Source organism: Arthrobacter sp. zg-Y1171, assembly GCF_025244845.1.
Classification (GTDB): domain Bacteria; phylum Actinomycetota; class Actinomycetes; order Actinomycetales; family Micrococcaceae; genus Arthrobacter_B.
This window is the reverse complement of sequence record NZ_CP104264.1, coordinates 1,171,125-1,195,931: the sequence shown is the minus strand read 5'-3', so window position 1 is coordinate 1,195,931 and position 24,807 is coordinate 1,171,125. Positions and strand designations below refer to the sequence as shown.

The 24,807-nt window shown below is 67.9% G+C and carries 25 protein-coding genes; 4 read left to right on the top strand and 21 right to left on the bottom strand.

The genetic code is table 11. The features are described from left to right. Positions 1–76: 76 nt before the first annotated feature. The 6 genes from miaB to N2L00_RS05550 form a co-directional block, all read right to left on the bottom strand. On the bottom strand, positions 77–1,597 hold the full coding sequence (gene miaB, locus N2L00_RS05575; RefSeq protein WP_255863342.1) for a tRNA (N6-isopentenyl adenosine(37)-C2)-methylthiotransferase MiaB: 1,521 nt from the start codon (positions 1,595–1,597) through the stop codon (positions 77–79). Positions 1,598–1,655: 58 nt separating this feature from the next. Further along, positions 1,656–2,435: a hypothetical protein gene (locus N2L00_RS05570; RefSeq protein ID WP_255863344.1), complete on the bottom strand. Its 780-nt coding sequence runs from the start codon at positions 2,433–2,435 to the stop codon at positions 1,656–1,658. A 100-nt stretch (positions 2,436–2,535) separates the two neighbouring features. Next, positions 2,536–3,843: a lytic transglycosylase domain-containing protein gene (locus N2L00_RS05565; protein ID WP_255863345.1), complete on the bottom strand. Its 1,308-nt coding sequence runs from the start codon at positions 3,841–3,843 to the stop codon at positions 2,536–2,538. Between the two features lie 135 nt (positions 3,844–3,978). Further along, positions 3,979–4,863 carry a regulatory protein RecX gene (locus N2L00_RS16150; RefSeq protein ID WP_308219739.1) on the bottom strand — a complete coding sequence of 295 codons (885 nt, stop codon included), beginning with the start codon at positions 4,861–4,863 and terminating at the stop codon, positions 3,979–3,981. 203 nt (positions 4,864–5,066) lie between these two features. Next, positions 5,067–6,119, bottom strand: coding sequence for a recombinase RecA (recA, locus tag N2L00_RS05555; RefSeq protein WP_227924507.1), 1,053 nt, complete (start codon positions 6,117–6,119; stop codon positions 5,067–5,069). A gap of 234 nt (positions 6,120–6,353) precedes the next feature. Next, complete coding sequence (locus tag N2L00_RS05550; RefSeq protein WP_227924506.1) at positions 6,354–6,578, bottom strand: DUF3046 domain-containing protein; 225 nt, start codon at positions 6,576–6,578, stop codon at positions 6,354–6,356. Positions 6,579–6,683: 105 nt separating this feature from the next. Here N2L00_RS05550 and N2L00_RS05545 point away from each other — a divergent pair, with 105 nt between their 5' ends. Next, entirely contained in the window at positions 6,684–7,226 is a 543-nt protein-coding gene (locus tag N2L00_RS05545) for a MarR family winged helix-turn-helix transcriptional regulator (RefSeq protein ID WP_255863346.1), read from the top strand. Between the two features lie 185 nt (positions 7,227–7,411). Here N2L00_RS05545 and N2L00_RS05540 read toward each other — a convergent pair whose 3' ends face one another. From N2L00_RS05540 to dapA, 6 genes are all read right to left on the bottom strand, one after another. After that, positions 7,412–7,837 (bottom strand): helix-turn-helix domain-containing protein, encoded by a 426-nt coding sequence (locus tag N2L00_RS05540; protein WP_269436632.1) that lies wholly within the window; start codon positions 7,835–7,837, stop codon positions 7,412–7,414. A 152-nt stretch (positions 7,838–7,989) separates the two neighbouring features. Beyond that, the gene (locus tag N2L00_RS05535) at positions 7,990–8,478 is read right to left on the bottom strand and encodes a CinA family protein (RefSeq protein ID WP_255767197.1); all 489 of its coding nucleotides are present in this window, start codon (positions 8,476–8,478) and stop codon (positions 7,990–7,992) included. Beyond that, complete coding sequence (pgsA, locus tag N2L00_RS05530) at positions 8,475–9,065, bottom strand: CDP-diacylglycerol--glycerol-3-phosphate 3-phosphatidyltransferase (RefSeq protein WP_255863347.1); 591 nt, start codon at positions 9,063–9,065, stop codon at positions 8,475–8,477. Before pgsA ends, N2L00_RS05535 begins: the two co-directional genes overlap by 4 nt. Before the next feature lie 20 nt (positions 9,066–9,085). Next, positions 9,086–11,977 (bottom strand): DNA translocase FtsK, encoded by a 2,892-nt coding sequence (locus N2L00_RS05525; protein WP_255863348.1) that lies wholly within the window; start codon positions 11,975–11,977, stop codon positions 9,086–9,088. A 96-nt stretch (positions 11,978–12,073) separates the two neighbouring features. Continuing rightward, on the bottom strand, positions 12,074–13,783 hold the full coding sequence (locus N2L00_RS05520; RefSeq protein WP_255863349.1) for a ribonuclease J: 1,710 nt from the start codon (positions 13,781–13,783) through the stop codon (positions 12,074–12,076). 6 nt (positions 13,784–13,789) lie between these two features. After that, positions 13,790–14,707 (bottom strand): 4-hydroxy-tetrahydrodipicolinate synthase, encoded by a 918-nt coding sequence (dapA, locus tag N2L00_RS05515; protein ID WP_255767193.1) that lies wholly within the window; start codon positions 14,705–14,707, stop codon positions 13,790–13,792. A gap of 89 nt (positions 14,708–14,796) precedes the next feature. Between dapA and N2L00_RS05510 the strand changes: the two genes are divergently transcribed. Then, positions 14,797–15,984, top strand: a complete 1,188-nt coding sequence (locus tag N2L00_RS05510; RefSeq protein ID WP_255863350.1) for a heparan-alpha-glucosaminide N-acetyltransferase domain-containing protein — start codon at positions 14,797–14,799, stop codon at positions 15,982–15,984. On the opposite strand, the gene N2L00_RS05505 is transcribed toward N2L00_RS05510, so the two are convergent. Genes N2L00_RS05505 through modA form a run of 9 tightly spaced genes read right to left on the bottom strand, consistent with a single transcriptional unit; the run spans position 15,981 to position 23,270 of the window. Further along, on the bottom strand, positions 15,981–16,466 hold the full coding sequence (locus N2L00_RS05505; RefSeq protein WP_255863351.1) for a hypothetical protein: 486 nt from the start codon (positions 16,464–16,466) through the stop codon (positions 15,981–15,983). The two genes, N2L00_RS05510 and N2L00_RS05505, sit on opposite strands and share 4 nt — an antisense overlap. Positions 16,467–16,474: 8 nt before the next feature. Continuing rightward, on the bottom strand, positions 16,475–17,233 hold the full coding sequence (gene dapB / locus N2L00_RS05500; RefSeq protein ID WP_255863352.1) for a 4-hydroxy-tetrahydrodipicolinate reductase: 759 nt from the start codon (positions 17,231–17,233) through the stop codon (positions 16,475–16,477). 17 nt (positions 17,234–17,250) lie between these two features. Continuing rightward, positions 17,251–17,688, bottom strand: coding sequence for a molybdenum cofactor biosynthesis protein MoaE (locus tag N2L00_RS05495; RefSeq protein WP_255767189.1), 438 nt, complete (start codon positions 17,686–17,688; stop codon positions 17,251–17,253). Next, positions 17,678–18,169: a molybdenum cofactor biosynthesis protein B gene (locus N2L00_RS05490; RefSeq protein ID WP_227924494.1), complete on the bottom strand. Its 492-nt coding sequence runs from the start codon at positions 18,167–18,169 to the stop codon at positions 17,678–17,680. The genes N2L00_RS05495 and N2L00_RS05490 overlap by 11 nt, the downstream gene beginning before the upstream one ends. Continuing rightward, entirely contained in the window at positions 18,166–18,660 is a 495-nt protein-coding gene (gene moaC, locus N2L00_RS05485; protein ID WP_227924493.1) for a cyclic pyranopterin monophosphate synthase MoaC, read from the bottom strand. Before moaC ends, N2L00_RS05490 begins: the two co-directional genes overlap by 4 nt. A 46-nt stretch (positions 18,661–18,706) precedes the next feature. Then, a complete protein-coding gene (gene glp / locus N2L00_RS05480; RefSeq protein ID WP_255863353.1) occupies positions 18,707–20,020 on the bottom strand; it encodes a gephyrin-like molybdotransferase Glp in 1,314 nt (437 codons plus the stop codon). Positions 20,021–20,069: 49 nt separating this feature from the next. Further along, positions 20,070–21,641: a molybdopterin-dependent oxidoreductase gene (locus N2L00_RS05475; RefSeq protein WP_255863354.1), complete on the bottom strand. Its 1,572-nt coding sequence runs from the start codon at positions 21,639–21,641 to the stop codon at positions 20,070–20,072. Next, positions 21,638–22,489 carry a molybdate ABC transporter permease subunit gene (gene modB / locus N2L00_RS05470; protein WP_255863355.1) on the bottom strand — a complete coding sequence of 284 codons (852 nt, stop codon included), beginning with the start codon at positions 22,487–22,489 and terminating at the stop codon, positions 21,638–21,640. The genes N2L00_RS05475 and modB overlap by 4 nt, the downstream gene beginning before the upstream one ends. Further along, on the bottom strand, positions 22,479–23,270 hold the full coding sequence (modA, locus tag N2L00_RS05465; RefSeq protein ID WP_255863356.1) for a molybdate ABC transporter substrate-binding protein: 792 nt from the start codon (positions 23,268–23,270) through the stop codon (positions 22,479–22,481). The genes modB and modA overlap by 11 nt, the downstream gene beginning before the upstream one ends. A 38-nt stretch (positions 23,271–23,308) precedes the next feature. Here modA and moaA point away from each other — a divergent pair, with 38 nt between their 5' ends. Both moaA and N2L00_RS05455 read left to right on the top strand, forming a co-directional pair. After that, positions 23,309–24,481: a GTP 3',8-cyclase MoaA gene (moaA, locus tag N2L00_RS05460; RefSeq protein WP_374676615.1), complete on the top strand. Its 1,173-nt coding sequence runs from the start codon at positions 23,309–23,311 to the stop codon at positions 24,479–24,481. Beyond that, a complete protein-coding gene (locus tag N2L00_RS05455) occupies positions 24,482–24,742 on the top strand; it encodes a MoaD/ThiS family protein (protein WP_255863358.1) in 261 nt (86 codons plus the stop codon). The last annotated feature ends 65 nt before the right edge of the window (positions 24,743–24,807 follow it).

The following is a 24,807-nucleotide window of genomic DNA, read 5'->3' as shown; positions in this document are numbered from 1 at the left end:
AAGCGGACGGCATGGAAGAACTCAAGGGGGTTACCGCCGGGGAATCGGGGAGACTTTGAGAAGGGTTCACGGGCGCTCAGGAACGCGGCGGCAGCGCGGGCATGCCCAGGGACACACCGGTGCGGGTACCTGCAGGTCCGGCCGGCACGCCGCAGGACTCGGCCTGCGAGCGGTCCCAGGCATCGCCTGCGCGCGAACGCCGCAGCGAGTAGTCCGCGGGTCCGGCGGGGTCGGAGATCAGGTGGAACGCAGCGGCCGCCGTGACCGGCACGGTTACGAGGTCGCCCGGGCGCGGGACCGGCGCGCCGTCGGGCACCGAGAAGTGCACCAGGCGCTGGTCCCGGGAACGTCCGGACAGACGCCCGGTCTCGCCGGATTTACGGCCCGAAGTGGCGGTGACCATGACCTCGACGGTGGTGCCCACCTGCTTGGCGTTTTCCTCGGCGGCAATCCGGTCCTGCAGCGCGGTGAGGCGTTCATAGCGCTCCTGCACCACGGCCTTGGGCAGCTGGTCGGCCAGCTCTGCCGCCGGGGTGCCCGGACGCTTCGAATACTGGAAGGTGAAGGCGGTGGCGAAGCGGGACTGCTCCACGACGTCGAGGGTGGCGGCGAAGTCCTCTTCGGTCTCACCCGGGAAACCGACGATGATGTCCGTGGAGATGGCCGCGTGCGGCATCCGCTCGCGGACCTTGTCCAGGATGCCGAGGAACTTCTTTGACCGGTAGGAGCGGCGCATGTCCTTGAGGACCTTGTCCGAGCCCGACTGCAGCGGCATGTGCAGCTGCGGCATCACGTTGGGCGTCTCGGCCATGGCCTCAATGACATCGTCGGTGAAGGCCGCAGGGTGCGGGCTGGTGAACCGCACCCGTTCCAGGCCCTCGATGTCGCCGCAGGCCCGCAGCAGCTTGGCGAAGGCCCCGCGGTCGCCGAACTCCACCCCGTAGGAGTTTACGTTTTGTCCGAGCAGCGTTACCTCGATGGCGCCGTCGTCCACCAGGGCCCGGATTTCCGCCAGGATCTCCCCCGGCCGGCGGTCGCGTTCCTTGCCGCGCAGCGACGGGACGATGCAGAAAGTGCAGGTGTTGTTGCAGCCCACGGAGATCGAGACCCAGCCTGAATACACGGAATCTCGTTTGGTGGGCAGCGTGGAGGGAAAGACGTCCAGCGACTCCAGGATCTCCAGCTCGGCCTTGGCATTGTGGCGGGCCCGTTCCAGCAGTGCCGGCAGCGAACCGATGTTGTGCGTGCCGAAGACGGCGTCCACCCAGGGTGCCTTGCGCAGGATCGTATCCCGGTCCTTCTGGGCCAGGCAGCCGCCCACGGCGATCTGCATCCCGGGCCGCTTTTCCTTGACCGGCGCCAGCTGCCCGAGGTTGCCGTACAGCTTGTTGTCCGCGTTCTCCCGCACGGCACAGGTATTGAACACGACGATGTCCGCCAGGCCGCCGTCGGACGGCACATAACCCGCGCCTTCCAGCAGGCCCGAAATCCGCTCGGAATCATGCACATTCATCTGGCAGCCGAAGGTGCGCACCTCGTAGGTGCGGGGCTGGGCCGCAGCGGCCTCGGGGGCGGGAGAAGAAACAGTCAAACTCACCCTCCTAGGGTACGTCCATCGGCGGTACCGTCCGGTATGCCCCGCGGCAGACTTTTTCCTAATACCAGTTGTTGGCGTAATGGAAACTGAGTGCACCACAGGGGCTGCCGTAGCGGGACGCAATGTAGTCCAGGCCCCAGTTGATCTGCGTGGAATAGCTGACTTTCCAGTCGGCTCCGGCCACTTGCATCTTTTCCGCCGGGAGGGACTGCGCAATTCCGTAGGCCCCGCTGCTGGGGTTGAGGGCACTGGTCAGCCATTCCGATTCCTTCGTCCAGAGCGTGTCGAGGCAGGTTAGCTGGCCCGCGTCCCAACCGCGGGCGGGCAGGGACGAGGCAGCGTAGGCCTTGGCCGCGGCGGGATCGTCCAGCGGTACGGCGGCTCGGGCCGCGTCGTCCGCAGCCGATTGTGCGGCTGCCTCCGCTGCAGCGCTTCGTGCGGCCTCGTCGGCTGCGGGTTCCGCTGCGGGCTCCGGGGGTTCCGGCGCCTCGACCTCTGTTCCCGTCCCCGCTTCGACCGTCAGGGGATTCTCCGCCGCCTGCCGATCGGGCACGCTGTCAGTCGCTGGACGTTCGTCCGGTCCTGCTGCGCTGTCCCTGCCGTCGTCGGCGTCCTCTGCGGTGTCGGCAGCGGCAAGGAGCGGCTCGGCCAGGTTCACCAGCTGGATGCCGGCCGTGGCCCGGAGGTTCGCTCCGGCAGTGCCGAGGGCAGCGCCGGAAACACCTACCGCTGCCAGGGAACCCAGCGCGGTTGCGGCACCGAGGTGGAGCCGCCGACGGCGTCGCAGGGCTCGTCGGATGCGGGTCTCTTCGCGTCGCGTCAAGTTAGTTGAAGTCACAAGCGCAGGACCGTATCGGAGTTTTCTGGGAAAAGTCTCAAAACGGTAACGCTGCTATTGACGTCGACCAGGTAGCCTGCCTGTCGCTACAGGTACCCGCTCAGTACCAGTTGTTGCGCTGCCAGAAGGCGTAGGCCGCACACGGTGTGCCATACCGGGACTTGATGTAGTCCAGGCCCCAGCTGACCTGGGTCCGGTAATTGGTCTGCCAGTCGGCACCGTGGCTCGACATATTGCTCCCCGGCAGGGACTGCGGGATGCCGTAGGCGTCGCTGTAGGGGTTGTCGGCAGTGGTTAGCCAGTTGGACTCGTGATTCCAGAGGATGACCAGGCAGCGGAACTCGTTCCCGTCCCAGCCGTAGTCGCCCATGCGCCCGGATGCGTAGTTCTGTGCACCCGCCGGATCGTTCACCGGCTGTCCCGGTGCGGGCGCGGGCGGCGGGGCAGGCTGGACCGGGGCAGGTGCGGGGGCGGGGGCAGGCTGAGGCGCAGGCACCGCGACTTCCGGGGGCTGCGCTCCCGGCGGGTTGGGTGCTGTGCCGACCGGCGGATTAGCCGGCTGCTGCCCCTTCGGTACGGTTCCTCCTGCAGCCGCCCGTTCCGCGGCATTGTGCTGTTCCTGAAACGCTTTCTCGGCGGCTATCCCGCGGAGCCGGGCCTCCTCCGCGGCGGCTGTGCTGCCGTGCAGATCCGCCAACTGTGCAAGCAGGACGGCTTTGCGGGCTTCTTCGTCCTGCACTGCCTTGCCTGCGGCCGCTGCCGAGGCTCCTGCCTCCTGGAGTGCCTTTTCCGCTTCGGCGGCAAGCTTGGCCCGGGCATTCCTTGCTTCCTGTTCCTGCTCCCGGAATCCGTCAGCGACTTTTTCAGACGCCACTGCACCGGCATACAGGTTGCCCGCCCGCGATGAGACCCTGTCCATAAGGTCTGCGCCGTGCAGGGCATCTGCCGAGGCATCCGTGTCGAGCAGCATCAAAGTCATGCTGTCGGCGGCGGACCCGCCGGACTTGTAGGTCTCGGCCGCAAGCCCGGCGACTTGCCGCATCAACTCGTCGGACTGCTGCGCGGCGGCTTCCCGCTGCGCGGCCAGGGCAGCAAGCTCCTTGTCGCTGGCGGCAAGGGCATCCCTGGCCTCGTTGTGGCGGTTCGCTGCCTCCACTGCCGCGTCGCCCAGGGATCCGGCGTCCTTACGCAGGTCCGTAAGCAGACCCTCCAGCTTCTCTGCTTCAGCGGCTTTGGCCGACTCAGAGGATTTTGCCTGCTGGATATCATCCCAGGAAGGGTAGGGATCCGCGGCGGAACCAGGGGCGGCAGTGAGGACCGCCGAGGCCAGCACGCCCGTAAGGACCAGGGCATAGAACGGGGTCCTCCGGGCACGCAACGGAGAGAATCGACCTACTGGATGCAACATGGGCCCCGCCAACCTCATCTTTAACATAGTTGGCACAGCATACGATACGGCGCGTCGGATTGACACCACGACTAATAGCGCCGCTGTTTCGCCGCGTTCCCCAGGCCGGCCGGGCGCCGGCCCGCAGTCCGCCGGTTAGACGGAGTCCCCCCTGGCATCCCGGACTTCACCGATGACTTCAGCCGCTACCCGAAAGCCGAGCGACGGGGAATAACCCTTCCGGGCCAGCATCCCCACCAGTCGGCGGGTCTGTTTATCGCGCACGCTGCGGTCGGAAAGATCGGCGGACGCCTGGAGCTTTTTCCTCGCCAGGGCGCGCGCCGCTTCGAGTTCGTCGTCGGCACTGACCTGTTCAAGCGCTTCAGCGGCGAGATCCGGTGCAATGCCCTTTTCCGTCAGCTCGCGCCGCAGGGCCCCGCGGGCAAGGGACTTGCTCTGGGACCTGCTGCGGACCCACAGCCGCGCAAACTCGGCATCATCCACGAGTTGCACTTCTTCGAAACGGTCAAGGACCGCAGCTGCGGCTTCCGGCGGGATTTCCTTTTCCGCAAGCTTGGTTTCAAGCTGTTTGCGGCTCTTGGGAGAGGCAGTCAGCTGGCGCAGGACGATGGCTTTTGCCTCGGCGTAAGCTTCCTCTGGCGTCAGCGGGACGGCTTCCTCCGGCTGGTCCGCGTCTGCACCCTGCTGCCCCCAGCCCTGCCGCCCGCGGCCGGACTTTTTCCCTCCCCGCTTCGACCCGGAGCCGCCTGTACCGGGTTCCGCCCAGGGCTCGTCGGCGGGAGCTTCCTCACCGAAACCGTCTTCCTTGAAGGTATCGGGCGTCTTCGCGGGCGTCTTGCGGCGGCGGGCAGGCCTGGAAGCGCCAGGTTTGGCGTCCACCGGCTCAGGTGCGGTGCGCGTTCCCTTCGCGCCGCCCGGAGCGTCCCCGTCACCGGCGGGCGCAGTTGCCGCCGCCGCAGCGCTGATTTCGGCAAGCCGTCGCTTCAGCTCTGCCAGCGTCTCTTCCTGCGAGGTATCCATAACCATCCGCTCCAGGGCCTTGTTCCCTTTTCCTCCCCGGACTTCCACTCCCCCGGACCGCCGCGGAGAGTAGCTGCGCCGTAGCGCCGTTCCGTGCCGACTGGACCGACCGGACCGACCGGACGGGAAGCCGCCCCCATGCGGGAGCGGCTTCCCTGATCCTGCTGTCCCGGGACCGGTGTCCCCGGGTCCGCGGGCCGCTGCTAGGAGTCCTTTCCGACTGCCTTCAGCTTGGGTGCTGCCGGCTCTTCAGCGGCAGGAACACCGATTCCGAGCTTTTCGCGGATACGGCGCTCCAGCTCGTCCGCCAGATCGGGATTGTCCTTCAGGAAGTTGCGCGAGTTTTCCTTGCCCTGGCCCAGCTGGTCACCGTCATAGGTGAACCAGGCACCGGACTTCTTGACCAGGCCGTGTTCCACGCCCATGTCAATCAGTCCACCCTCGCGGGAAATGCCGACGCCGTACATGATGTCGAACTCGGCCTGCTTGAAGGGCGGAGCCATCTTGTTCTTGACGATCTTGGCACGCGTACGGTTACCCACCGGGTTGGTGCCTTCCTTCAGCGTCTCGATGCGGCGGACGTCGATGCGGACCGAAGCATAGAACTTCAGCGCCTTGCCACCGGTGGTGGTTTCCGGGCTGCCGAAGAAGACACCGATCTTTTCACGCAGCTGGTTGATGAAGATTGCGGTGGTATTGGTGTGGCTCAGGCGGCCGGCGATCTTACGGAGCGCCTGGCTCATCAGGCGGGCCTGCAGGCCCACGTGGCTGTCGCCCATGTCGCCTTCGATTTCGGCACGCGGAACCAGTGCGGCAACGGAGTCAATGACCACGACGTCGACCGAGCCGGAGCCGATCAGCATGTCCATGATTTCCAGGGCCTGCTCGCCGGTGTCCGGCTGCGAAACGAGCAGCGAGTCCGTATCCACGCCCAGCTTGGCCGCATAGATGGGGTCCAGTGCGTGCTCGGCGTCAATGAACGCGGCAATGCCGCCGTTCTTCTGCGCGTTGGCGACAACGTGGAGCGCGAGGGTGGTCTTACCGGAAGATTCAGGTCCGTAAATCTCCACCACGCGGCCGCGCGGCAGGCCACCGATACCCAGCGCAACATCCAACGCCACGGAGCTGGTGGAAATGGTTTCGGCAGGGGCGCGCACTTCGTCGCCCAGGCGCATGATCGAGCCCTTGCCGTATTGCTTGTCAATCTGGGCCAGCGCTGCCTCTAGGGCTTTTGCGCGGTCGGCTGGAGCAGCCATTCTTCACCTCGTGTTGTGGTTGTGGGCGGCCCGTAGGCCGGTCGTCATTTCTTATCTACGACCCTATCCGGCGGCACTGACAAAACGGCTGACCGGAACGTATAACTCGTTGTCTTGTGGATATCCCGGGCCGCATCGGCTAGGACGGGCCCCTGTGTAGGAGCATATCTTTATCCGAACAAATATTCGAACAGCGGACCCCGGCGTGTCCGTTGGCCGGGAGCGGCGGCAGCCCTAGTTTGCCTTGGGCTTGACGTCGCGGCCCAGCCGGCGTTCGGGTGGAACGTCCTGGATGTCGCATACCGCCAGCCATACGGATTTGGGTTCCATGCCCTTGTCCAAGGCCTGTGCAGCCGTGACCCCTCCGAGTTGCCCGAGCACCAGGTCCGCGGCCAGGACCCTGGAGTAGGCCGCACCGAACTCGTCATCCATAAGCCGCCAGAAATCGCTGATACGCATCGATTAATCCTCTCACGCACGAAACACGGCAGCGAACCGGCCCGCGGCTCCAAAAGCCCGAGGTATTCCAGTGCCGTGGAAGGGCGGCGATCCTACAATGGGAGGATGACCGAAACATCCGGTCCCGCCGCTTTACCCGACGGCAACCCTCCCTCCGGCGCCGAACCGGACAAGGACACGGCCATAGAGGACCTTGAGCAGGAACTCAGCGTGCTGTGGCGCCGCGCCCGGGCCAGCTCCCACCGGATCGCCCGGGAGGTGCACCCGGATATGGAACCTTCGGCCTACGGCCTGATGGTCCTACTCCATCAGCAGGGGCCCATGCGCCTGACGGATCTGGCCGCAGCGGTCGGCGTGGGCAAGCCCTCCCTGAGCCGTCAGGTAGCAATGCTGCAGTCGCTGGCGCTGGTGGAAAAGCATGCGGACCCGGAGGACGGACGGGCACAGCCGATCAATCTCACCGAGGTTGGTGCTGCCCGTCTGGAAGGAACGGCCACTGCGCGCAAGGAGCACTTCCGGCGTACCTGGACGGGGTGGGAATCTGAGGAACTGCATACCCTGGTCCGGCTGCTGCACAAACTGAATGCTTCCGTCCGGCCCGTCGGGGATCAGTTGGAGGACGAGCCTCCAGTGGAGGAAGGCCACTAGGCCCCGGACAGTTCAGGCACCGGACAGAACAAACCCCCGAAGGCACCGCGCCTGCGGGGGTTTCCTCTGGAGATTTCTTCGCCCTGATGCAACAGCGTCAAGGGGTATGTCTATGGGGCAACACGGTCACTACGGCCGATTCCGTTCGGCCTGCGTGACGCGCTGCGGTGTGCGGTGTGCGGTTTTTAGGATGTGCGGGCCAGATCCCGTGCCAGGTCTTCGGGGAATTCGCGGGCGAACTCCCGCGAAAACTCAGATGGCACGGTGTCTGGAATGGCAACGCCTTCGGCGTTTGCCACCCGGTCGCTGACCTCTCGGAGCATCAGGGACAGGGGCACATCGAGGGCACTGCAGATTGAAGACAGAAGTTCGGATGATGCTTCCTTCTGTCCGCGCTCAACCTCGCTGAGGTAGCCGAGAGAAACGCGGGCGCTATGCGACACCTCGCGCAGGGTCCGGCCCTGGCGCTGGCGCACGTCGCGGAGTACATCACCAATCTCGTGACGAAGAACTACCATCTTGCGCTCCTTAGGCTCCCGGTGTGCGTCTTCCGCCAACCCTACATCCCGCCAGCGGATCACGCCGTTCACGGATACGGGTTGCTTAACCATGTGTATCGTCCTGCTCCCTGTGAGTACGGACTGCGGCGGTACCGCAGACTGTCCAAAGATCGTAATAAAGGAACCTTGGCGGTTCCTGATACTAACAACTGACGCCCTGCCGGTTTTGTTCCCGCCTGCGCAGCTTCCCGATTTCCGCCCCGCTAGCGGTCTTCCAGCACTGACGCCAGCATGGCGAGTGCTTCCCTACATGCCGCCGTTCGGATGGCCGTACGGTCCCCCGCGAACAGAAACTCCCGGAAGGAGGTCCCTTCGGAAGTAGCGATCCCAAGGAACACGGTACCAACCGGCTTGCCGTCGTGTGTATCAGGTCCGGCGACGCCGGTGGTGGATACCCCGACGTCGGCGCCAAGAACCCGCCGCGCCCCGGCCGCCATGTGCTCCGCCACCCTACCGTCGACGGATCCGGCTTGGGCCAGGAGCTCGGCCGGAACCCCGAGGACGGACAGCTTGATTCCATTTTGATACGCAACCACGCCGCCCTGCAAAACCGCCGAGGCACCGGGGACCGACCCCAGCTCGGCGCAGAGCATGCCCGCGGTGAGCGACTCTGCAGTGGCGACGGTCCGCCCCGTGTCCCGGGCGACGGCCACAACCTCGCCCGCCAGGACGGCGGCAGGCGCGTCGCTCATGCGCGCTTGCCGGCGCGGCGCAGCTTGACGGCCTGCAGGACGTAATCGACGCCGGTAACGACTGTGATGACGAGCGCGGCAGCCATGAAGACGGCTCCGATCCACCAGGCCCAGGCACCCAGCCACGCGTTCAGCGGAAGCAGGAACACGAAGATGGCGAAGGTCTGGACCACGGTCTTGAGCTTGCCGCCCCGGGAGGCGGCCATAACGCCGTACCGGATCACAACGAAGCGCATCAGCGTGATGCCCAGTTCGCGGACGAGGATAACGATGGTGACCCACCACCACAGCTCGCCCAGCAGGGAAAGCATCACCAGCGCCGAACCGATCAGCAGCTTGTCGGCAATCGGATCGGCGATCTTGCCGAAGTCGGTGATCAGCCCGCGGCTGCGGGCAATATCTCCGTCGAGCTTGTCGGTGTAGATGGCGACGGCGAAGGTTGCCACGGCGAGCCAACGGAACAGGCCGTCACGGCCGTCGTCGGACGCCAGGAACCAGATAAAGAGCGGAACCATCAGGATCCGCGCCACCGTCAGGGCATTGGCGATATTGAGGGTCGGAACCCTATCGGTAGGAGAATTGCTCACGCCTTCAGCCTAGCGAAGATTCACCGGCCGGTGAGGTTCCAGGCATCTTCGGAACCGTCCGGGTCCTCCGCGTCGTCGTGGTAGTCGCTCGCCTGCGGCCTGCCCTCCAGGTCCGCGGCAACCAGGTCCACCGGCCCGGCAGGGTCGAAGCCGTGGTTGGCATTGGCGTTCTCCGCCAGCGCCGCGGCTCCGGCTCCCCCGGACGGCGCCGTAGCTTCGCCGCCGCTGATGGCAGCGAGGGTGGCGGCCAGGTCATCGGGCTTCACCAGCACGTCGCGGGCCTTGGAACCCTCGGACGGTCCCACCACGCCGCGGGACTCCAGCAGGTCCATGAGCCGGCCGGCCTTCGCGAAGCCCACGCGCAGCTTGCGCTGGAGCATGGAGGTGGAACCGAACTGCGTGGTCACCACCAGTTCGGTCGCCTGCAGCAGGACGTCGAGGTCGTCTCCGATGTCGTCGTCGATCTGCTTCTTCGGTGCCGTGACGGCGACGTCTTCGCGGTAGACGGCCTGCAGCTGGCCCTTGACGTGCTCAACGACCCGGTGGATCTCGGACTCGGTAACCCAGGCTCCCTGCACACGGATGGGTTTGTTGGATCCCATCGGCAGGAACAGGGCATCGCCCTGGCCCAGGAGCTTTTCCGCGCCGGGCTGGTCCAGCACCACGCGGGAGTCGGTGACCGAGGAGGTGGCGAACGCCATGCGGGAGGGGACGTTCGCCTTGATCAGGCCGGTCACGACGTCGACGGACGGCCGCTGCGTGGCCAGCACCAGGTGGATGCCGGCGGCGCGGGCAAGCTGGGTGATGCGCACGATGGAGTCTTCGACGTCCCGCGGGGCGACCATCATGAGGTCGGCGAGCTCGTCCACGATCACCAGCAGGTACGGGTAGGCCCGGATGACCCGCTTGGATCCGGCCGGGGGCACCACCTTGCCGTTGCGGACGGCCTTGTTGAAATCGTCGATGTGCTTGAAGCCGAAGTTTGCGAGGTCGTCGTAGCGGGTGTCCATTTCGCGGACCACCCACTGCAGCGCTTCCGCGGCTTTCTTCGGGTTGGTAATGATCGGGGTGATCAGGTGCGGCACGCCTTCGTAGGCGGTCAGCTCCACACGCTTGGGGTCCACCATCACCATGCGGACTTCATCCGGCGTGGAGCGCATCAGGATGGACGTGATCATCGAGTTCACGAAGGAGGATTTACCGGCACCGGTGGCTCCGGCCACCAGCAGGTGGGGCATCTTGGCCAGGTTGGCCACCACGAAGCCGCCTTCGACGTCCTTGCCCACACCCATGACCATGGGGTGCTCGGTCTTCCGGGCGGAGTTGGACCGCAGGACATCGCCCAGGGCAACAACTTCCTTGTCCGCATTGGGGATTTCGATGCCGATGGCGGATTTACCCGGAATGGGCGACAGGATGCGTACGTCGGAGCTCGCCACGGCGTAGGCAATGTTCTTGGACAGCGCGGTGACGCGTTCCACCTTGGTGCCTTCGCCGAGTTCGATCTCGTAGCGGGTGACCGTCGGGCCGCGGGAGAATCCGGTGACCTTCGCGTCCACGTTGAACTGCTCGAGCGTGTGCGTCAGTGCGGCGACGACCGCGTCGTTGGCTTCGGAGCGCTCCTTCGCCGGCGGTCCCGGGGGCAGGAAGTCCGACGGCGGCAGCGTATAGGTGATGTCGCCGGAGAGCTGCAGCTGCTCGGTGCGCTGCGGGATGGGTGTGTTCGGCGGGACCGGCTGGACCGGCCGGGACGGCACGGGCGCTACGGGCGGAACGGCGGCCAGGTTCAGGACTTCGGTGGCGCCGGGGACGGTGCTGATGGCCTCGGTGGGCGGCTCTGCGGTGTCCATGCCGCCGTCGACGGGCAGGCCCTGGTTGCGGCGGATCTTCTGCGTGGCCAGTTCGGACTGCGTGGGACGCCGGACTCCCGGGGGTACTGCCGGCGCGGCCGCGGCAGCGGCTGCTGCTTCATCTTCCTCGTCCTGCAGCAGAGCGCGTTCAAATGCTTCGTCGCCGGCGAAACCGTCCTGCGCGGCAGCGGCCTCCGCTTCCTTTTCGCGGCGGCTCTTGCGCGGCTTGCGGACCTTTTCCGGCTTAGGCGTGCCGTAGAGGTAGCTCTGGTCGTGCGCTTCAGGATCATCGGGGTCCAGGTCCTGGCCCATGAGGTGTTCATACATTGCACGCAGGCGCAGCGGAATATGGCGGAACGGCGTGGCCGTGATGATCAGGACACTCACGAACACCAGCAGCGAAAGGAGGACCAGCACCGGCCACTGAGTCAGGGCGGCGGACAACGGTCCGGCGACGAGGAAGCCGACGATGCCGCCGGAGGCCCAGAGCCGGTCGAACCCGTCCGACAGTGCGGGCAGGCCGCCCGCAATGTGCGTGATGCCGGAGCCGGCGAGCAGCATGATCACGAGGCCGATGCTGATCCTGCTGTTGGCTCGGTGCCGCTCCGGGTAGCGGAACAGGCGGACTGCGCCGGCGGTGAGCATAAAGGGCAGCACCACGGCCATCCAGCCGAATGTTCCGGCCGCGGCGGCGTGGATCACGTCGGCAACGGGACCGCGCAGGGCCCACCACTCGACGGTGGCGACGGCGAGGGCAAGCAGGATCAGGAAGAATCCGGTCCCGTCGCGGCGGATTTCGCGCTCGGGAGATACATCGGCGCCGAGCTTGCGGACGCCGGCCCCTGCGATGCGGGAGATGCCCATCCAGGCGCTCTCCACCGCGCGCAGCGGCAGCGGCAGCTGGTCCGGGGGCGCCTGGCGCGACGCAGAGGTCCCCCGGCCTCCGGATCCGCCGCGCGCGCTGGACTTGCCTGATGTCTTGCTTGAGCTGCCGCCGGCGCTCCGGGCCGTGGTCCGGCCGGAGGCACCGCTGCGTGCGGCAGGGGAAGTACGAGTCGCCATACGAGCCACGCTACCCGATGGGGCCCCGGATACCCTGAATTTACGCGGCCGGGAACGGTTTTCGGGCTACTTGCCCACCCTGTACCACGGCCCGGACTAGGCCTCGACCACTACCGGCACGATCATGGGACGGCGCCGCAGCCGGCGGTTGACCCAGGTCCCCACGACCCGCCGGACCACCTGCTGCAGCTGGTAGGTGGTGTGGTCGGTGTTGGAGCGCACCGCTTCTTCCAGGGCCGCACTGATCTTGGGAATGATCTCGTCGAAGACCGCGTCACCCTCGGCAAAGCCGCGGGCGTGGATTTCCGGGCCGGAGACGATGGTGCCGGTACTGCGGTTCACCACGGAAATGATGGAGATGAAGCCTTCCTCGCTGAGGATCCGCCGGTCCTTCAGGTCGGTGTCGGTGATCGCTCCGACGCTGGACCCGTCCACATAGACGAAGCCGCACTCCACTTCGCCCACCACGCGGGCCTTGCCGTCGCGCAGGTCGACCACCGTGCCGTCGTCGGCCAGGATGATGTTCTGCTCCGGGACACCGGTGGCAGCGGCCAGGCGGCCGTTGGCGATGAGGTGCCGGGTCTCGCCGTGCACCGGCATGGCGTTCTTCGGCCGCAGGATGTTGTAGCAGTAGAGCAGTTCACCGGCGGCTGCGTGCCCGGAGACGTGGATTTTCGCGTTGCCCTTGTGTACGACGTCGGCACCCAGCCGCATAAGCCCGTTGATCACGCGGAACACGGCGTTTTCGTTGCCGGGAATCAGGGATGAGGCGAGGATGACGGTGTCGCCCTTGCCGATGCGGATCCGGTGGTCGCCGTTCGCCATCCGGGATAGGGCCGCCATGGGCTCGCCCTGGGATCCGGTGGACATCAGCACCACCTTGTTGTCCGGCAGCTCGTCGACGTTCTTCAGGTCGACCAGGATGCCTTCGGGCACGTGGAGGTAACCGAGTTTCTCGGCGATCGCCATATTGCGCACCATGGACCGTCCGACAAAGCAGACGAAGCGGTTGTCCGCGGCGGCAGCGTCGAGGACCTGCTGGACGCGGTGGATGTGGGAGGAGAAGGAAGCGACAATGATGCGCTTGTCCACCTTGCCGAACAGTTCCTGCAGCACCGGGCCGATTTCGCGTTCGGCGGTGGTGAACCCGGGGACGTCGGCGTTGGTGGAGTCTGCCATGAACAGGTCCACGCCCTCTTCACCCAGCCGGGCGAAGGCGCGCAGGTCCGTGATCCGGCCGTCCAGGGGCAGCTGGTCCATTTTGAAGTCGCCGGTGTGCAGCACCGTGCCGGCAGCGGTGCGGATGAACACAGCCAGCGCGTCGGGGATGGAGTGGTTGACCGCCACGAATTCGCATTCGAACGGGCCGAGCTGCTCGATCTGCCCCTCGGTGACCGTCAGGGAGAACGGCTTGATGCGGTGTTCCTGCAGCTTCGCTTCCACCAGCGCCAGCGTCAGCTGCGAACCGATCAGGGGAATATCGTTCTTCAGCCGCAGCAGGTACGGCACCGCGCCGATGTGGTCCTCGTGGCCGTGGGTGAGCACCACGCCGACCACGTCATCCAGGCGGTCCTCGATGTAGGAGAAGTCCGGCAGGATGAGGTCCACGCCGGGCTGGGTTTCCTCGGGGAAGAGGACACCGCAGTCCACGATGAGCAGCTTGCCGTCGATTTCGAAGACGGCCATGTTCCGGCCGATCTCCCCGAGGCCGCCCAGCGCGACGATCCTCAGGGTTTCCGCCTCCAGCGGCGGCGGGGTCAGCAGGCCGGGTTCGGCAGTTTCGGCAGTTTCGGCAGTTTCGCTCATGATTGCTTACGCCTCGGTCCGGGAGAAGTCCATGCCGGCTTCTGCCAGGTCGGTCAGGATGGCTTCCATCTCGACGGCGTCGGGGGCCACCAGCGGCAACCGGACCGCTGCAGTGGGAATGACCTTCTGCATCGCCAGGATCTGCTTCGTCGAAACGGTGCCCGGAATGTGGGTCATTACGGCACGGACCACCGGATCCAGTTCGAAGTGGATGCGGCGGGCAGTGGCGAAATCCCCGGCTGCGGCGGCGTCGACCAGGGCGCGGAACTGCGCGGTGGCCACGTGCGCGGACACGCTGACGACGCCGACGGCACCGGCGGCCATCCACGGCAGGGTCAGCCCGTCGTCGCCGGCGTAAACGTCCAGCGTGGTGTTGGCCAGCACGCGGGTGATGCCGGCGAAGTCCGCCTTCGCGTCCTTCAGCGCCAGGATCCGGGGGTTCTCGGCCAGCCGGAAGATGGTGGAGGTGCTCAGGGCAATGCCGGCGCGGCCGGGAATGTCGTACACCATGACCGGCAGGTCGGTGGCCGCGGTGACGGCGTCGAAGTGCGCCAGCACGCCGGCCTGCGTGGGCTTGTTGTAGTACGGGGTGACCACCAGCTGGCCGTCGACGCCGGCACGCTCGGCACGGCGGGCCATCTCCACCGAGTGGGACGTGTGGTTGGTGCCGGTGCCGGCAATGACCTTGGCACGGCCGCCCACGGTCTGGGCGACCACGCGGAACAGGTCTTCCTTCTCGCTGTCTTCCAGCGTGGAGGTTTCACCGGTGGTGCCGGATACCACCAGGCCGTCGCAGCCGTCTTCGACGAGCTTGTTCGCCAGGTAGGCAGTGGCGTCGAAGTCCACTTCCCCGTCCTCGGTGAACGGGGTCACCATGGCGGTGACGAGGGTGCCGAAAGGAAGCGTGCTGTTTTGGAAATCCATGGGTGAAACGTTACCCGTTACGCACCGCAATGGGGCAACAGTATGTGGAAGCGGCAGCCGGCCCGGCGGCCTGTGAGACGATTCTGTGCATGAACCAACGCCGCCTGACCGGCATCGATGCTGCCCGCGGGATCGCCCTGCTGGGCATGATCGCCACGCACGTGCTGCCGCTCTACAACCAGGAAACCGGCGATCCCAGCCTGACCGGGCTGGTGTTCTCCGGACGTTCCTCGGCCTTGTTCGCGGTGGTTGCCGGCGTCGGGCTGGCGCTGCTGACCGGCGGCAGCGAACCCCATGAGGCGAAGGCAGTGAACCGGGACCGGCGCGGAATTGCGGTGCGGGCACTCATCATCGCCCTGGTGGGCCTGACCCTGGGCGGACTGGAAACCACCATCGCCGTCATCCTCTTCCATTACGCCGTCCTGTTCCTGCTGGCGCTGCCGTTCCTGGGTATGCCGCTTCGCCGGCTGGCCGTCTGGGCCGGGGCCTGGCTGCTCCTGTCCCCGGTGCTTGCCTACGTGGCGCGGGACTGGCTGCTGCGGAACCTCTCGCCGTCGGATATCGGTGGAAACATCACCTGGGAGGCGTTCCTCTCCCCCGCCGCGCTGGCAGCGGATGTCTTCGTCACGGGGTTCTACCCGGTGCTGCAGTGGCTGAGCTATATCCTGCTGGGGCTGGTGATCGGGCGGCTGGCGTTGACCAGCCTGCCGGTTCAGGTGGGACTGCTCACGGGCGGGGTGTTTGCCGCCGTGACCGCAAAGTTGGCCTCCTATTACCTGCTTGGTGAGCTGGGCGGTTTTGATGCCCTCCGGGCCACCGAGTCCGGACAGCAGTGGCCGCTGGCACGGATGCTGGAGGTCAATCTCAGTTCGGTGGAGCAGACCGGTTCCTGGTGGTGGCTCGCGTTGGCAGGACCGCATTCCAACACCAGCCTGGACATGCTGCACACCGCCGGCACCGCAGCCGCCGTGCTGGGCGCCTGCCTGCTCCTGACGCGTGCCCGGCCGAACCTCCTGCTGCCCCTCTCCGCGGCCGGCGCCATGACCCTCACCCTGTACAGCCTGCACGTGTGGGTGATGACCATGGTGGACCAGCAGAGCCCGCCCCTGGAACCGATGCCGGTGTACTGGATCCAAGCGGCGATCCTGGTGGTGCTGGCCGTCCTGTTCCAACGCATCGACGCACGCGGCCCGCTGGAACTGGTCACCTCGGGCGCCTCCCGGCTGGCCCGCGGCAAGGGCGGCCGGACCGCGGCCCCGGCCCGGCAGAAGCGCTAGGCTCCGGGCTGGTTCCGGGTTCCCGCATAGAGCCTGCCGGCCTGCCGCATGGTGCGCCGGGCGCGCGTGCGGTCCCCGGCGGCGTCGTAGGCGCAGGACAGCCGGAACCAGCTGCGCCAATCCTCGGGGGCGGCCTCGGTCTCGGCCTTGTACAAGGGGAACTGGGCGTCCGCGGCTTCCCGCACAATCCGTCCGGCAGGCGTACGCGGCAGGTCATCCACCGGCAGCCGGCCTTCCTCGGCCAGGATCCGGGCCATCTGCTCCGTCCGGTTGCCGAACATCAGCTCACGGATGAGCGCCCACGCGCCGACCACCGGCAGCACCAGGTAGGCAAGGCCCATCAGTTTGGCCGAAATTTCGTCAGAAGTGAGCAGCAGCCAGCCGCGCTGCGCCGAGACCCACAGGTAGAAGAAGAGCAGCAGGGTCACCAGGGCCACGCCGAGCTTGGCGCGGTTGGAGAAAAGGCCCGTGAAGAAAGACAACGTGTTCCTTAGTCGTTCAGGTTGAGGTAGCCGTCAAGTCCGACGGTCAGTCCGGGATGGTCGGCGACCTGCCGCAGGCCCAGCAGGACACCGGGCATGAAGGAGGCGCGGTCGAAGGAATCATGCCGGATGGTCAGCTGCTCGCCCGGTCCGCCCAGGAGCACTTCCTGGTGGGCCACCAGCCCGCGCAGCCGCACGGAATGCACGTGCACTCCGTCCACCTCCGCGCCGCGCGCTCCCGGCAGTGCCTTGGTTGTGGCATCCGGAGAGGGAGCCGCAGCGGCCTCGGCGCGTGCGGCGGCGATCAGCTGCGCGGTGCGTACGGCCGTTCCCGAGGGGGCGTCCACCTTGTCCGGGTGGTGCAGCTCAATCAGTTCCACCGATTCGAAGTACCGGGCGGCCTTGGCGGCGAAGGCCGAGGCCAGCACGGAGCCGAGGGCGAAGTTCGGCGCGATGAGCACACCGGTAGCGGGGGACGTTTCCAGCAGCTCCGCCAGGCGGCCCAGCCGCTCGGCATCCCATCCGGTGGTGCCGACCACGGCGTGCATGCCGTGCTCGACGGCGAAGCGGACGTTGGCCTCGGTGCTGTCCGGCACGGTCAGGTCCACTACGTACCGGGCACCGGCCGAGACGAGGGTTTCCAGCGGGTCGGTACGGCCCAGCGCTGCAACGAGTTCCATGTCTTCGGCGGCCTCGACGGCGGCAACGGCCTCGGACCCCATGCGGCCTGCGGCCCCGAGGACCGCTACGGCAAGTTTTTCGCTCATAGGCTCCAGATTACCGGTCAGGGCCGGTCGCTGACGCCCACCCACTCGGTGCTGCCGTCCGTGAAGCCCTGCTCCTTCCAGATGGGCACGTTCGCCTTGACCGTGTCCACGAGCTCGGAGCAGGCCGCAAACGCGGTGCCTCGATGGGCCGAGGCGACGGCAGCCACCAGGGCGGCGTCACCGATGTCCAGGTCCCCGGTGCGGTGGGCCACCCAGATCCGGACGCCGTCGTACTTCGCCGCAATTCCGGCGGCCACCTCGCCCAGCACGGACTGTGCCGTGGGGTGCGCGCTGTAGGCAAGTGCCGTGACGGACTTGCCGTCGTCGTGGTTGCGGACGATGCCGCTGAAGAGGACCACGGCGCCGCAGTCCGGCGACCACGCGTTCTGTTCGGCCTCGGTGCTGCTCAGCGGCTCGGCGGAGACGGTGGCACGGACAACTTCGCTAGTGTTCACGCTTTCCTTCCAACTGGCCGCAGATATGGCCGATGATCGGTTCCAGTACGGCCAGCCCGTCCGCCACCGCGGCCGGGGAACCGGGCAGGTTGACCACAAAGGTGCGGCCGGCGGTGCCGGCGAACCCGCGGCTGATGGCGGCCATCGGCGTCGAGGCCAGCCCCTTGGCACGGATGGCTTCCATGACTCCGGGCACGTGCCGGTCCAGCAGGGGCTCGGTGGACTCGGGGGTGACGTCGTCCGGGCTGAGCCCGGTGCCTCCGCTGGTGAGCAGGACCGAAGGTTCGAGGGCGAGGATGCGCTGCAGCGACGCGGCGACCTCCACGCCGTCGGGCACCACTTCGGCCAGCACAATGTCATAGCCCAGGGCATACAGCCAGTCGGCAATCAGCGGGCCGCATTCATCCTGGTAGGTGCCGGCGGCGGCGCGGGTGGAGGCAATCAGCACCCCTGCGGTGCGGCGGGATGACGGAGTGCTCACAACGCCCAGTCTCCGCTTTTGCCGCCGGACTTGGCCCGCACCATGATGTCGGTGATGCGGGCATGTTTGTCGACGGCCTTGATCATGTCGTAGAGCGTCAGTGCGGCCACGGAGGCGGCGGTCAGCGCTTCCATTTCGACGCCGGTGAGTGCCTTGGTCTTCACGGTGGCTTCCACGACGACGTCGCCCTCCCGCGGGGTGAAGTCCACGGTGACCTTCGTCAGGGGCAGCGGATGGCACAGCGGAATGAGGTTGGACGTCTGCTTGGCGGCCATGATGCCGGCCACCCGGGCCACGGCCAGCGCGTCGCCCTTCGGCAGCCCGCCGTCGGCAATCAGGCGTACCACCTCGGCGGTGCTGCGCAGCACGGCCTGTGCCGTGGCCTGGCGCGTGGTTTCGGTCTTGGCGGAGACATCCACCATGTGCGCGGAGCCGTCCTCGCGGACGTGGGTCAGGCCGGCGGGGTGGAGGTCTTCGGGTTCGGCGCTCACGGCAGGGTCCTTTCGGGCACGGCGTCCGGGCGGGACACAGTTGCGGTTATTCCAGTAGCAATACTGTCACTTCTGCGCCGGCTTCGAGGTGCTCCGTCCCCACGGGGACGGAGATCAGGGCGTTGGAGGAGGCCAGGGCATGGACCAGGTGGGACCCGGGTCCGCCCACCGGTTCCACCGTTCCGGCCGTGTACCGGCCGCGGCGCACCTGGTGCTTGCCGGCGGGGCTGCCGAGCGGGGCGGTGAGGCGGGCGGGCACTTCCGCCCGAGGCCGCGGCGCGCCGGTGACGGCCGTCAGGGCCGGACGCAGGAACATCTCGAAGGAGACCAGCGAGCTGACCGGGTTGCCCGGGAACCCGAGGAACGGGACGCCGTCGACCGTGCCGATGCCCTGCGGACCGCCGGGCTGCATGGCCACGGACAGGAACGCCACGTCCTGCGAGGCGAGGCCCTGGCGCACCACCTCGTAGGCTCCCTTGCTGATGCCGCCCGAGGTGAGGACCAGGTCCGGGGCGTCTGCGGCGACGTCGGCACGGAGCCGGTCGGTGAACTCCTGCGGGGAGTCGGCCAGGATCCGGGACCGGAGTACCGCCGCGCCCGCCTCCTCGAGCGAGCTGCGGAGCAGGGTGGTGTTGGCGTCGTGGATCTGGCCCGGCCCGAGCGGCCGGCCCGGTTCGATGACTTCGTCTCCGGTGGTCAGCAGCAGCACCCGCGGCCGGGCCCGGACGGTGACGCGGTCCAGGCCGAGTGCCGCGAGCAGGCCCAGCTGCAGCGGACCCAGCACGGCACCGGCGGGCAGCGCCGGGGTTCCTGCGGCAATATCGCTGCCTGCCCTGCGGACAAACTGCCCGGCGGGCACCTCTGCGGGGACCGCCACGGTGCCAGTGGGCTCCGCAGCGGGCACGAAGGTGTCGGGCGTGCAGGCCTCGATCGGAACGACGGCATCGGCACCCTCGGGCAGCATGGCACCGGTCATCACGGGTGCGGCGGTGCCGGGGAGCAGCGGCGGCGGTGCCGAGCCGGCCGGGATGGGTGCGGCCGTGGCCAGGCGGACCCTGCCGGGGGCCGGCGGCAGGTCCCCCGCGGCAGCGAGGTCGGCAACCCGGACGGCGTAACCGTCCATCTGCGAGTTCGTAAAGGGCGGCAGGTTCCCCGGTGCACGCACTTCGGCGGCAAGGAGCCGCCCGGCCGCGGCGTTCAGTGCCACGGTCTCGTGGGCGGGCGGATGCGCCTGGAACCAGGTCCGCAGGAGGTCCTCCACGGCTTGCCGGTGGGCCGCTGCCTGCCGGGGTCCGGCGGCGTCGGACGGAGCAGCGGATGCCGGTGCCGGGACACCTTGTGGAGCCGGTTCTACCGACATGTTCCTCCTTGGGAGATGGGTGGGCAGGAAGTCGAGGGCTGGAAAGGCCTCAGCGCACCGTCACCCGAATTGTATGCAGGCCGGTGGCTCCGTCGGGAAGCACTGGCCGTTTTTCTTCCGCCTGCCGGACGCCGTTCGCGTCCACGGCCCGGACCGCGATGTCGTGCCCGCCCGGGGCAAGCTCCACTGCGATCCGGTACTGCCGCCACGTATCCGCGGAGATCCCGGGAGCCAGCTCCGCGTCCTGCCAGCCGCCGTCGTCCACGCGCACCTGTACGGCGCTGATGCCGGTGTGCTGCGCCCACGCCACGCCGGCCACGGTGACCGTGCCGGCGGAGACCGGCGTACGGCCGGGAACGTCGATGCGGGAGGAGAGCTTGACCGGGCCGCGCTCGCCCCAGCCCCGGTCCGTCCAGTAGGCGGTCTCATCCGCGAACCGGGTGACCCGCAGCTCGGTGACCCACTTGGTCGCCGACACGTATCCGTACAGTCCGGGCACAACCAGCCGGACGGGGAAACCGTGTTCCAGCGGCAGCGGTTCCCCGTTCATGCCTACGGCCAGCAGCGCGTCCCGGTCATCGGTCAGTGCCTCCAAAGGGGTGGAAGCGCTCCACCCGTCCCGGCTGGTGGAGAGCACCATGTCCGCGCCCGGCTGCACCCCGGCCCGGGCCAAAAGGTCCCGGACCGGCAGCCCCAGCCACCGGGCGTTGCCGATCAGGTTCCCGCCCACCTCGTTGGAAACACAGGCGAGGGTGACGTAGCTTTCCTGCAGCGGCGCCGCGAGGAGTTCCGCGTAGCCCAGTTCCACTTCGCGGTCCACCATGCCGGTGATCCGCAGCCGCCAGTCCGCCGGGTCGATCAGCGGCACGCTCAGGGCCGTGTCTATCCGGTAAAAATCGGCAGCGGGTGTCACCAGCGGCGCCAGGCCGTCGACGGCGAGCTCGGCTCCGGCGGGTATCGCTGCCGCACGCCGGGACGGCACCGGCAGCCGGACCGTTTCGCGCAGGGCCGTGACGCCCATCTGTCCCCCGCGGGCTATCCCGGCCAGCGCGGCACCGAGCAGGGCCACCGCCGCGCCCCCGCCCACCGAGGTGAGCACCGTACGGCGGCGCACCGCGGCGTCGTCGTTCGTCTGCGCCGCGGCGAGGTCCCGGATCCGCGCCGTAAGCGCCCGCAGGACCAGGACGGCCACGCCGGCAGCGGCTATCGGCGGCAGGAGGGCCAGCAGCGAGAACTGCTGCCGGGTAAGTACTGCCGCCAGCCCGGCTGCCCCGAAGAGCCCCAGCACCGCGGCGCCCGTCGGCGGACGGCGCAGCTCCAGAACCCCGGCAGCGACGGCGGCAAGCCCGATGATCAGCCCCATCCCCACCAGCAGCGCGGCCTTGTCAGCCGTCCCGAAGAGGTTGATCGCGACGTCCTTAACCGGGCCGGGGACGGCATCGATGACCACCGAACCGACGGCGGAAACCGGGGACAGCGACGGACTGGCAATGGCGGCGAGCAGCTCCCCGGCAGCCACGCCGAGTCCCGCGGCGACCAGTCCTGCAGCCGCCGCCCACCACCGGTTGGTCCGCTCCGGACCTCCGGCGGACCCCCGGGCGGGCCGTCCCCGGGTGCTCATCGCGGCAGCAGCCGTCCGGTGGCGATTCGGGCCAGCAGCAGGACCAGCAGGTACAGGGCAATAAGCATCAGGCAGATGCCCAGGGCCGCCTGCGGCTGGTTGGAGTTCAGGCTCAGTTCGATCTGCAGCGGCAGGGTCCGGGTGCTCCCTTCAATGCTCCCCGCGAAGGTGATGGTGGCTCCGTATTCGCCCAGCGACCGGGCGAAGGCCAGCAACGTGCCCGCCACGATGCCCGGCAGCGCCAGCGGCAAGGTGATGTGGCGCAGGATCGCGGTGGGACCCGCTCCGGACGTGGCGGCGGCCATTTCCAGGTCCCGGTCAACGCCGGACAGGCTGTTCAGCGACGCGACCACGAAGAAGGGCAGGGAAACAAATACCTGGACAATAACGACGGCGGCCGGCGAGTACCCCACGTCCAGTCCCACGGTGCCGAGCAGCTTCCCGGCTATCCCCTGCCGGCCCCAGAAATACAGCAGGGCGATGCCGGAGACAACGGGTGAGAGCACCAGCGGGATCAGCAGGATTCCGCGCATCAGCTGGATCCATGGCCCCTCCAGTTTGCTGAGCAGCACGGCCAGCGGCAGGCCCAGCAGGACGCAGAGCAGCGTGGAGCAGGCCGAGGTGGCCAGGGAGAGCCCCAGCGCGGTGCGGGCCGCGTCGGAGCCCAGCAGTTCCGGCAGCGATGTCCAGGGGACATTCAGCAGCAGCGCCGCGACCGGTCCGGCGCACAGGAGCAGCGCGACGCCGGCCGGCACCCAGAGCCAGGCGGGCGTCGTGGCGCGTGCCTCCCGGCTCATGGCGGATGCGGAGCCCGGCGCCGCTTGGAATTCCTGCGTCCTAAGGGGCATCGTTGCTCCCCGGGTCCGCCGGGCCGAACCCTGCCTCGGCGAGGATGGCTGCCGCTTCCGGGCCCGTAAGCCATTCGTAGAATGCTGCCGCATCGGCGTTGCCGGCCCCTTCAGCGGTCAGTCCGGCCGGATACCGGTTAGGGGCGGGATCCTCCAGCGGCAGGTAGGTCACGCCGGACCCGGCTGCGGCCAGGGCATCGGTCCGGTAGACAAACCCGGCGTCGGCCTGGCCGGTGGCGACCTTGGTCAGCACCGAGCGGACGCTGTCCTCCAGGCTCGGTGCGGGAACGGCTACGCCGGCTGCCTCCAGGACCCGTGAGGTTGCCCGCCCGCACGGAACCGAGGGTGCACACAGGGCGGCCCGGACGCCGTCGACCGCAACATCGCGTAACACTCGGATCCCGGCCGGGTTGTCCGCGGCCAGGGCCAGCACCAGGTTGTTGCTGGCCAGCACCGTCTCCCGGTCCAGCCCGGTCCGCAGGGGGTCGAGTGCCTCGAGGTCGGCCGTAATCACCACGTCCGCTTCGGCGCCGGACTGCAGCTGCGCCACAAGCTGGCTGCTGGAGCCGATGTTGACGCGCAGGCGCCCGCCGCCGTCGTACGCCGCATTCAGCTGCCCGACCACGTCGGTGAGCGAGGACGCCGCAAAAACCGTGATGCCGGCTCCGCTGCGCGCGGCGGCGCCGGTGGAGTCCGGGGACGTGCACGCGGCTGTGGAAGCTGCAAGAACCGTCACGGCGCACGCTGCCAGGGTCCGGCGGCCCCGGGGAACAAAGCGCATTTATAGAGCCTAACTGTCAAAGGGCGTAACCTCGAGGAATGGGAACACAGCTGGGAATGCCTGCAGTACGCCCTTCCCCCAGTACACCAGAAATCAGCCCGGCGGAAGCCGCGGCACCGGGCAGCGGTTCCTCCGCTGCCGCGTCGGCGCTGCCCTCCCCCGCGTCTGCCCTGGCGCTTTCCCCGGCAGACGGACTGCTGGACCGGCACGGCCGCCGGGCCACGGACATGCGGCTGTCGCTGACGGACAAATGCAACCTGCGCTGCACGTACTGCATGCCCGCCGAGGGGCTCGACTGGCTGGCCCGGGACAAGGTACTTGCCCGGGACGAAATCGTGCGCCTCGTCCGGCTCGGCGTCGACCGGCTGGGCGTTCGCGAGCTTCGCCTGACCGGCGGTGAACCGCTGGTGCGTGCGGATCTGGTGGACATTGTTGCCGGTATCCGGGCCAACCACCCGGAGCTGCCGATTTCCCTGACCACCAACGGGCTCGGCCTGGACAAGAAAGCCCAGGCACTCAAGGACGCCGGCCTGACCCGTATCAACGTGTCCCTGGATTCCCTCCACCCGGATACCTTTGCCCAGCTCACCCGCCGCCCGTTCCTGGACCGGGTGCTGCGCGGGGTGGAGGAAGCCGCCCGGGTGGGCCTGGGCCTGGTCAAGATCAATGCCGTGCTGATGCGGGGAATCAACGACGCCGAGGCACCGGACCTGCTGGAGTGGGCGGTCAGCCGCGGCTTCGAACTGCGGTTCATTGAGCAGATGCCCCTGGATGCGGACCACGGCTGGACGCGGGACGGAATGATCACCGCCGCCGAGATGCGGTCCCTGCTGGAACGTGACTTCGTCCTGACGCCCGACCCGCGGGAGCGCAACGGCGCACCGGCCCAGCGCTGGGAGGTCCGCCGGCACGCGGACCCGGCAACGGTTGTCGGGACCGTCGGCATCATTGCCTCCGTCACCGAACCCTTCTGCGCCGAGTGCGTCCGCACCCGGATTACCGCCGAGGGAAAGGTCCGCAGCTGCCTGTTTTCCCACGATGAGACGGACCTGCTGGCACTGCTGCGCAGCGGCGTGGACGACGACGCCGTCGTCCGCCGCTGGCAGGAAGCCATGTGGGGCAAGCCCAAGGCACACGGCATGGGCCATTCCGGTCTCGGGGACTCCGACTATGTCCAGCCCGAACGAACCATGAGCGCGATAGGCGGCTAAGTGCTGATCAGATACTTCGGCGCTGCGAAGGCAGCAGCCGGCACGGAAGAAGAACACCTGGAGGAAGGGCCGCTGACGCTGGCCGAGCTGGCGGAAAAGCTTGCCGCCCGGTACCCGTCACCGGGTGCAGGCATCCCCGCTCTCGGGACGGTGATTGCGCGCAGTACGTTCCTGGTCAATGAAACGGCTGCCCGGAACCCGCACCTGCTGCTGCAGCCGGGGGACGTCGTGGACATCCTGCCGCCCTTCGCGGGCGGGTAAAGGCAGCGCCGGCGGTTAACCGGCAAAGGCACACCCGATCCGCTTGGCGCGGTTCGGGTGTGCCT

What these genes read in the sequence shown, in the direction of transcription:
- N2L00_RS05550 (WP_227924506.1), bottom strand. Translation starts at nt 6,578, where the DNA reads ATGCGTATCAGCGATTTCTGGCGGCTTATGGATGACGAGTTCGGTGCG.
- N2L00_RS05540 (WP_269436632.1), bottom strand. Translation starts at nt 7,837, where the DNA reads ATGGTTAAGCAACCCGTATCCGTGAACGGCGTGATCCGCTGGCGGGAT.
- N2L00_RS05510 (WP_255863350.1), top strand. Translation starts at nt 14,797, where the DNA reads ATGAACCAACGCCGCCTGACCGGCATCGATGCTGCCCGCGGGATCGCC.
- recA (WP_227924507.1), bottom strand. Translation starts at nt 6,119, where the DNA reads ATGGCTGCTCCAGCCGACCGCGCAAAAGCCCTAGAGGCAGCGCTGGCC.
- N2L00_RS05525 (WP_255863348.1), bottom strand. Translation starts at nt 11,977, where the DNA reads ATGGCGACTCGTACTTCCCCTGCCGCACGCAGCGGTGCCTCCGGCCGG.
- N2L00_RS05475 (WP_255863354.1), bottom strand. Translation starts at nt 21,641, where the DNA reads ATGAGCACCCGGGGACGGCCCGCCCGGGGGTCCGCCGGAGGTCCGGAG.
- modB (WP_255863355.1), bottom strand. Translation starts at nt 22,489, where the DNA reads ATGCCCCTTAGGACGCAGGAATTCCAAGCGGCGCCGGGCTCCGCATCC.
- modA (WP_255863356.1), bottom strand. Translation starts at nt 23,270, where the DNA reads ATGCGCTTTGTTCCCCGGGGCCGCCGGACCCTGGCAGCGTGCGCCGTG.
- moaA (WP_374676615.1), top strand. Translation starts at nt 23,309, where the DNA reads ATGGGAACACAGCTGGGAATGCCTGCAGTACGCCCTTCCCCCAGTACA.
- dapA (WP_255767193.1), bottom strand. Translation starts at nt 14,707, where the DNA reads ATGGATTTCCAAAACAGCACGCTTCCTTTCGGCACCCTCGTCACCGCC.
- glp (WP_255863353.1), bottom strand. Translation starts at nt 20,020, where the DNA reads ATGTCGGTAGAACCGGCTCCACAAGGTGTCCCGGCACCGGCATCCGCT.
- N2L00_RS05535 (WP_255767197.1), bottom strand. Translation starts at nt 8,478, where the DNA reads ATGAGCGACGCGCCTGCCGCCGTCCTGGCGGGCGAGGTTGTGGCCGTC.
- dapB (WP_255863352.1), bottom strand. Translation starts at nt 17,233, where the DNA reads ATGAGCGAAAAACTTGCCGTAGCGGTCCTCGGGGCCGCAGGCCGCATG.
- N2L00_RS16150 (WP_308219739.1), bottom strand. Translation starts at nt 4,863, where the DNA reads ATGGATACCTCGCAGGAAGAGACGCTGGCAGAGCTGAAGCGACGGCTT.
- N2L00_RS05565 (WP_255863345.1), bottom strand. Translation starts at nt 3,843, where the DNA reads ATGTTGCATCCAGTAGGTCGATTCTCTCCGTTGCGTGCCCGGAGGACC.
- N2L00_RS05545 (WP_255863346.1), top strand. Translation starts at nt 6,684, where the DNA reads ATGACCGAAACATCCGGTCCCGCCGCTTTACCCGACGGCAACCCTCCC.
- N2L00_RS05520 (WP_255863349.1), bottom strand. Translation starts at nt 13,783, where the DNA reads ATGAGCGAAACTGCCGAAACTGCCGAAACTGCCGAACCCGGCCTGCTG.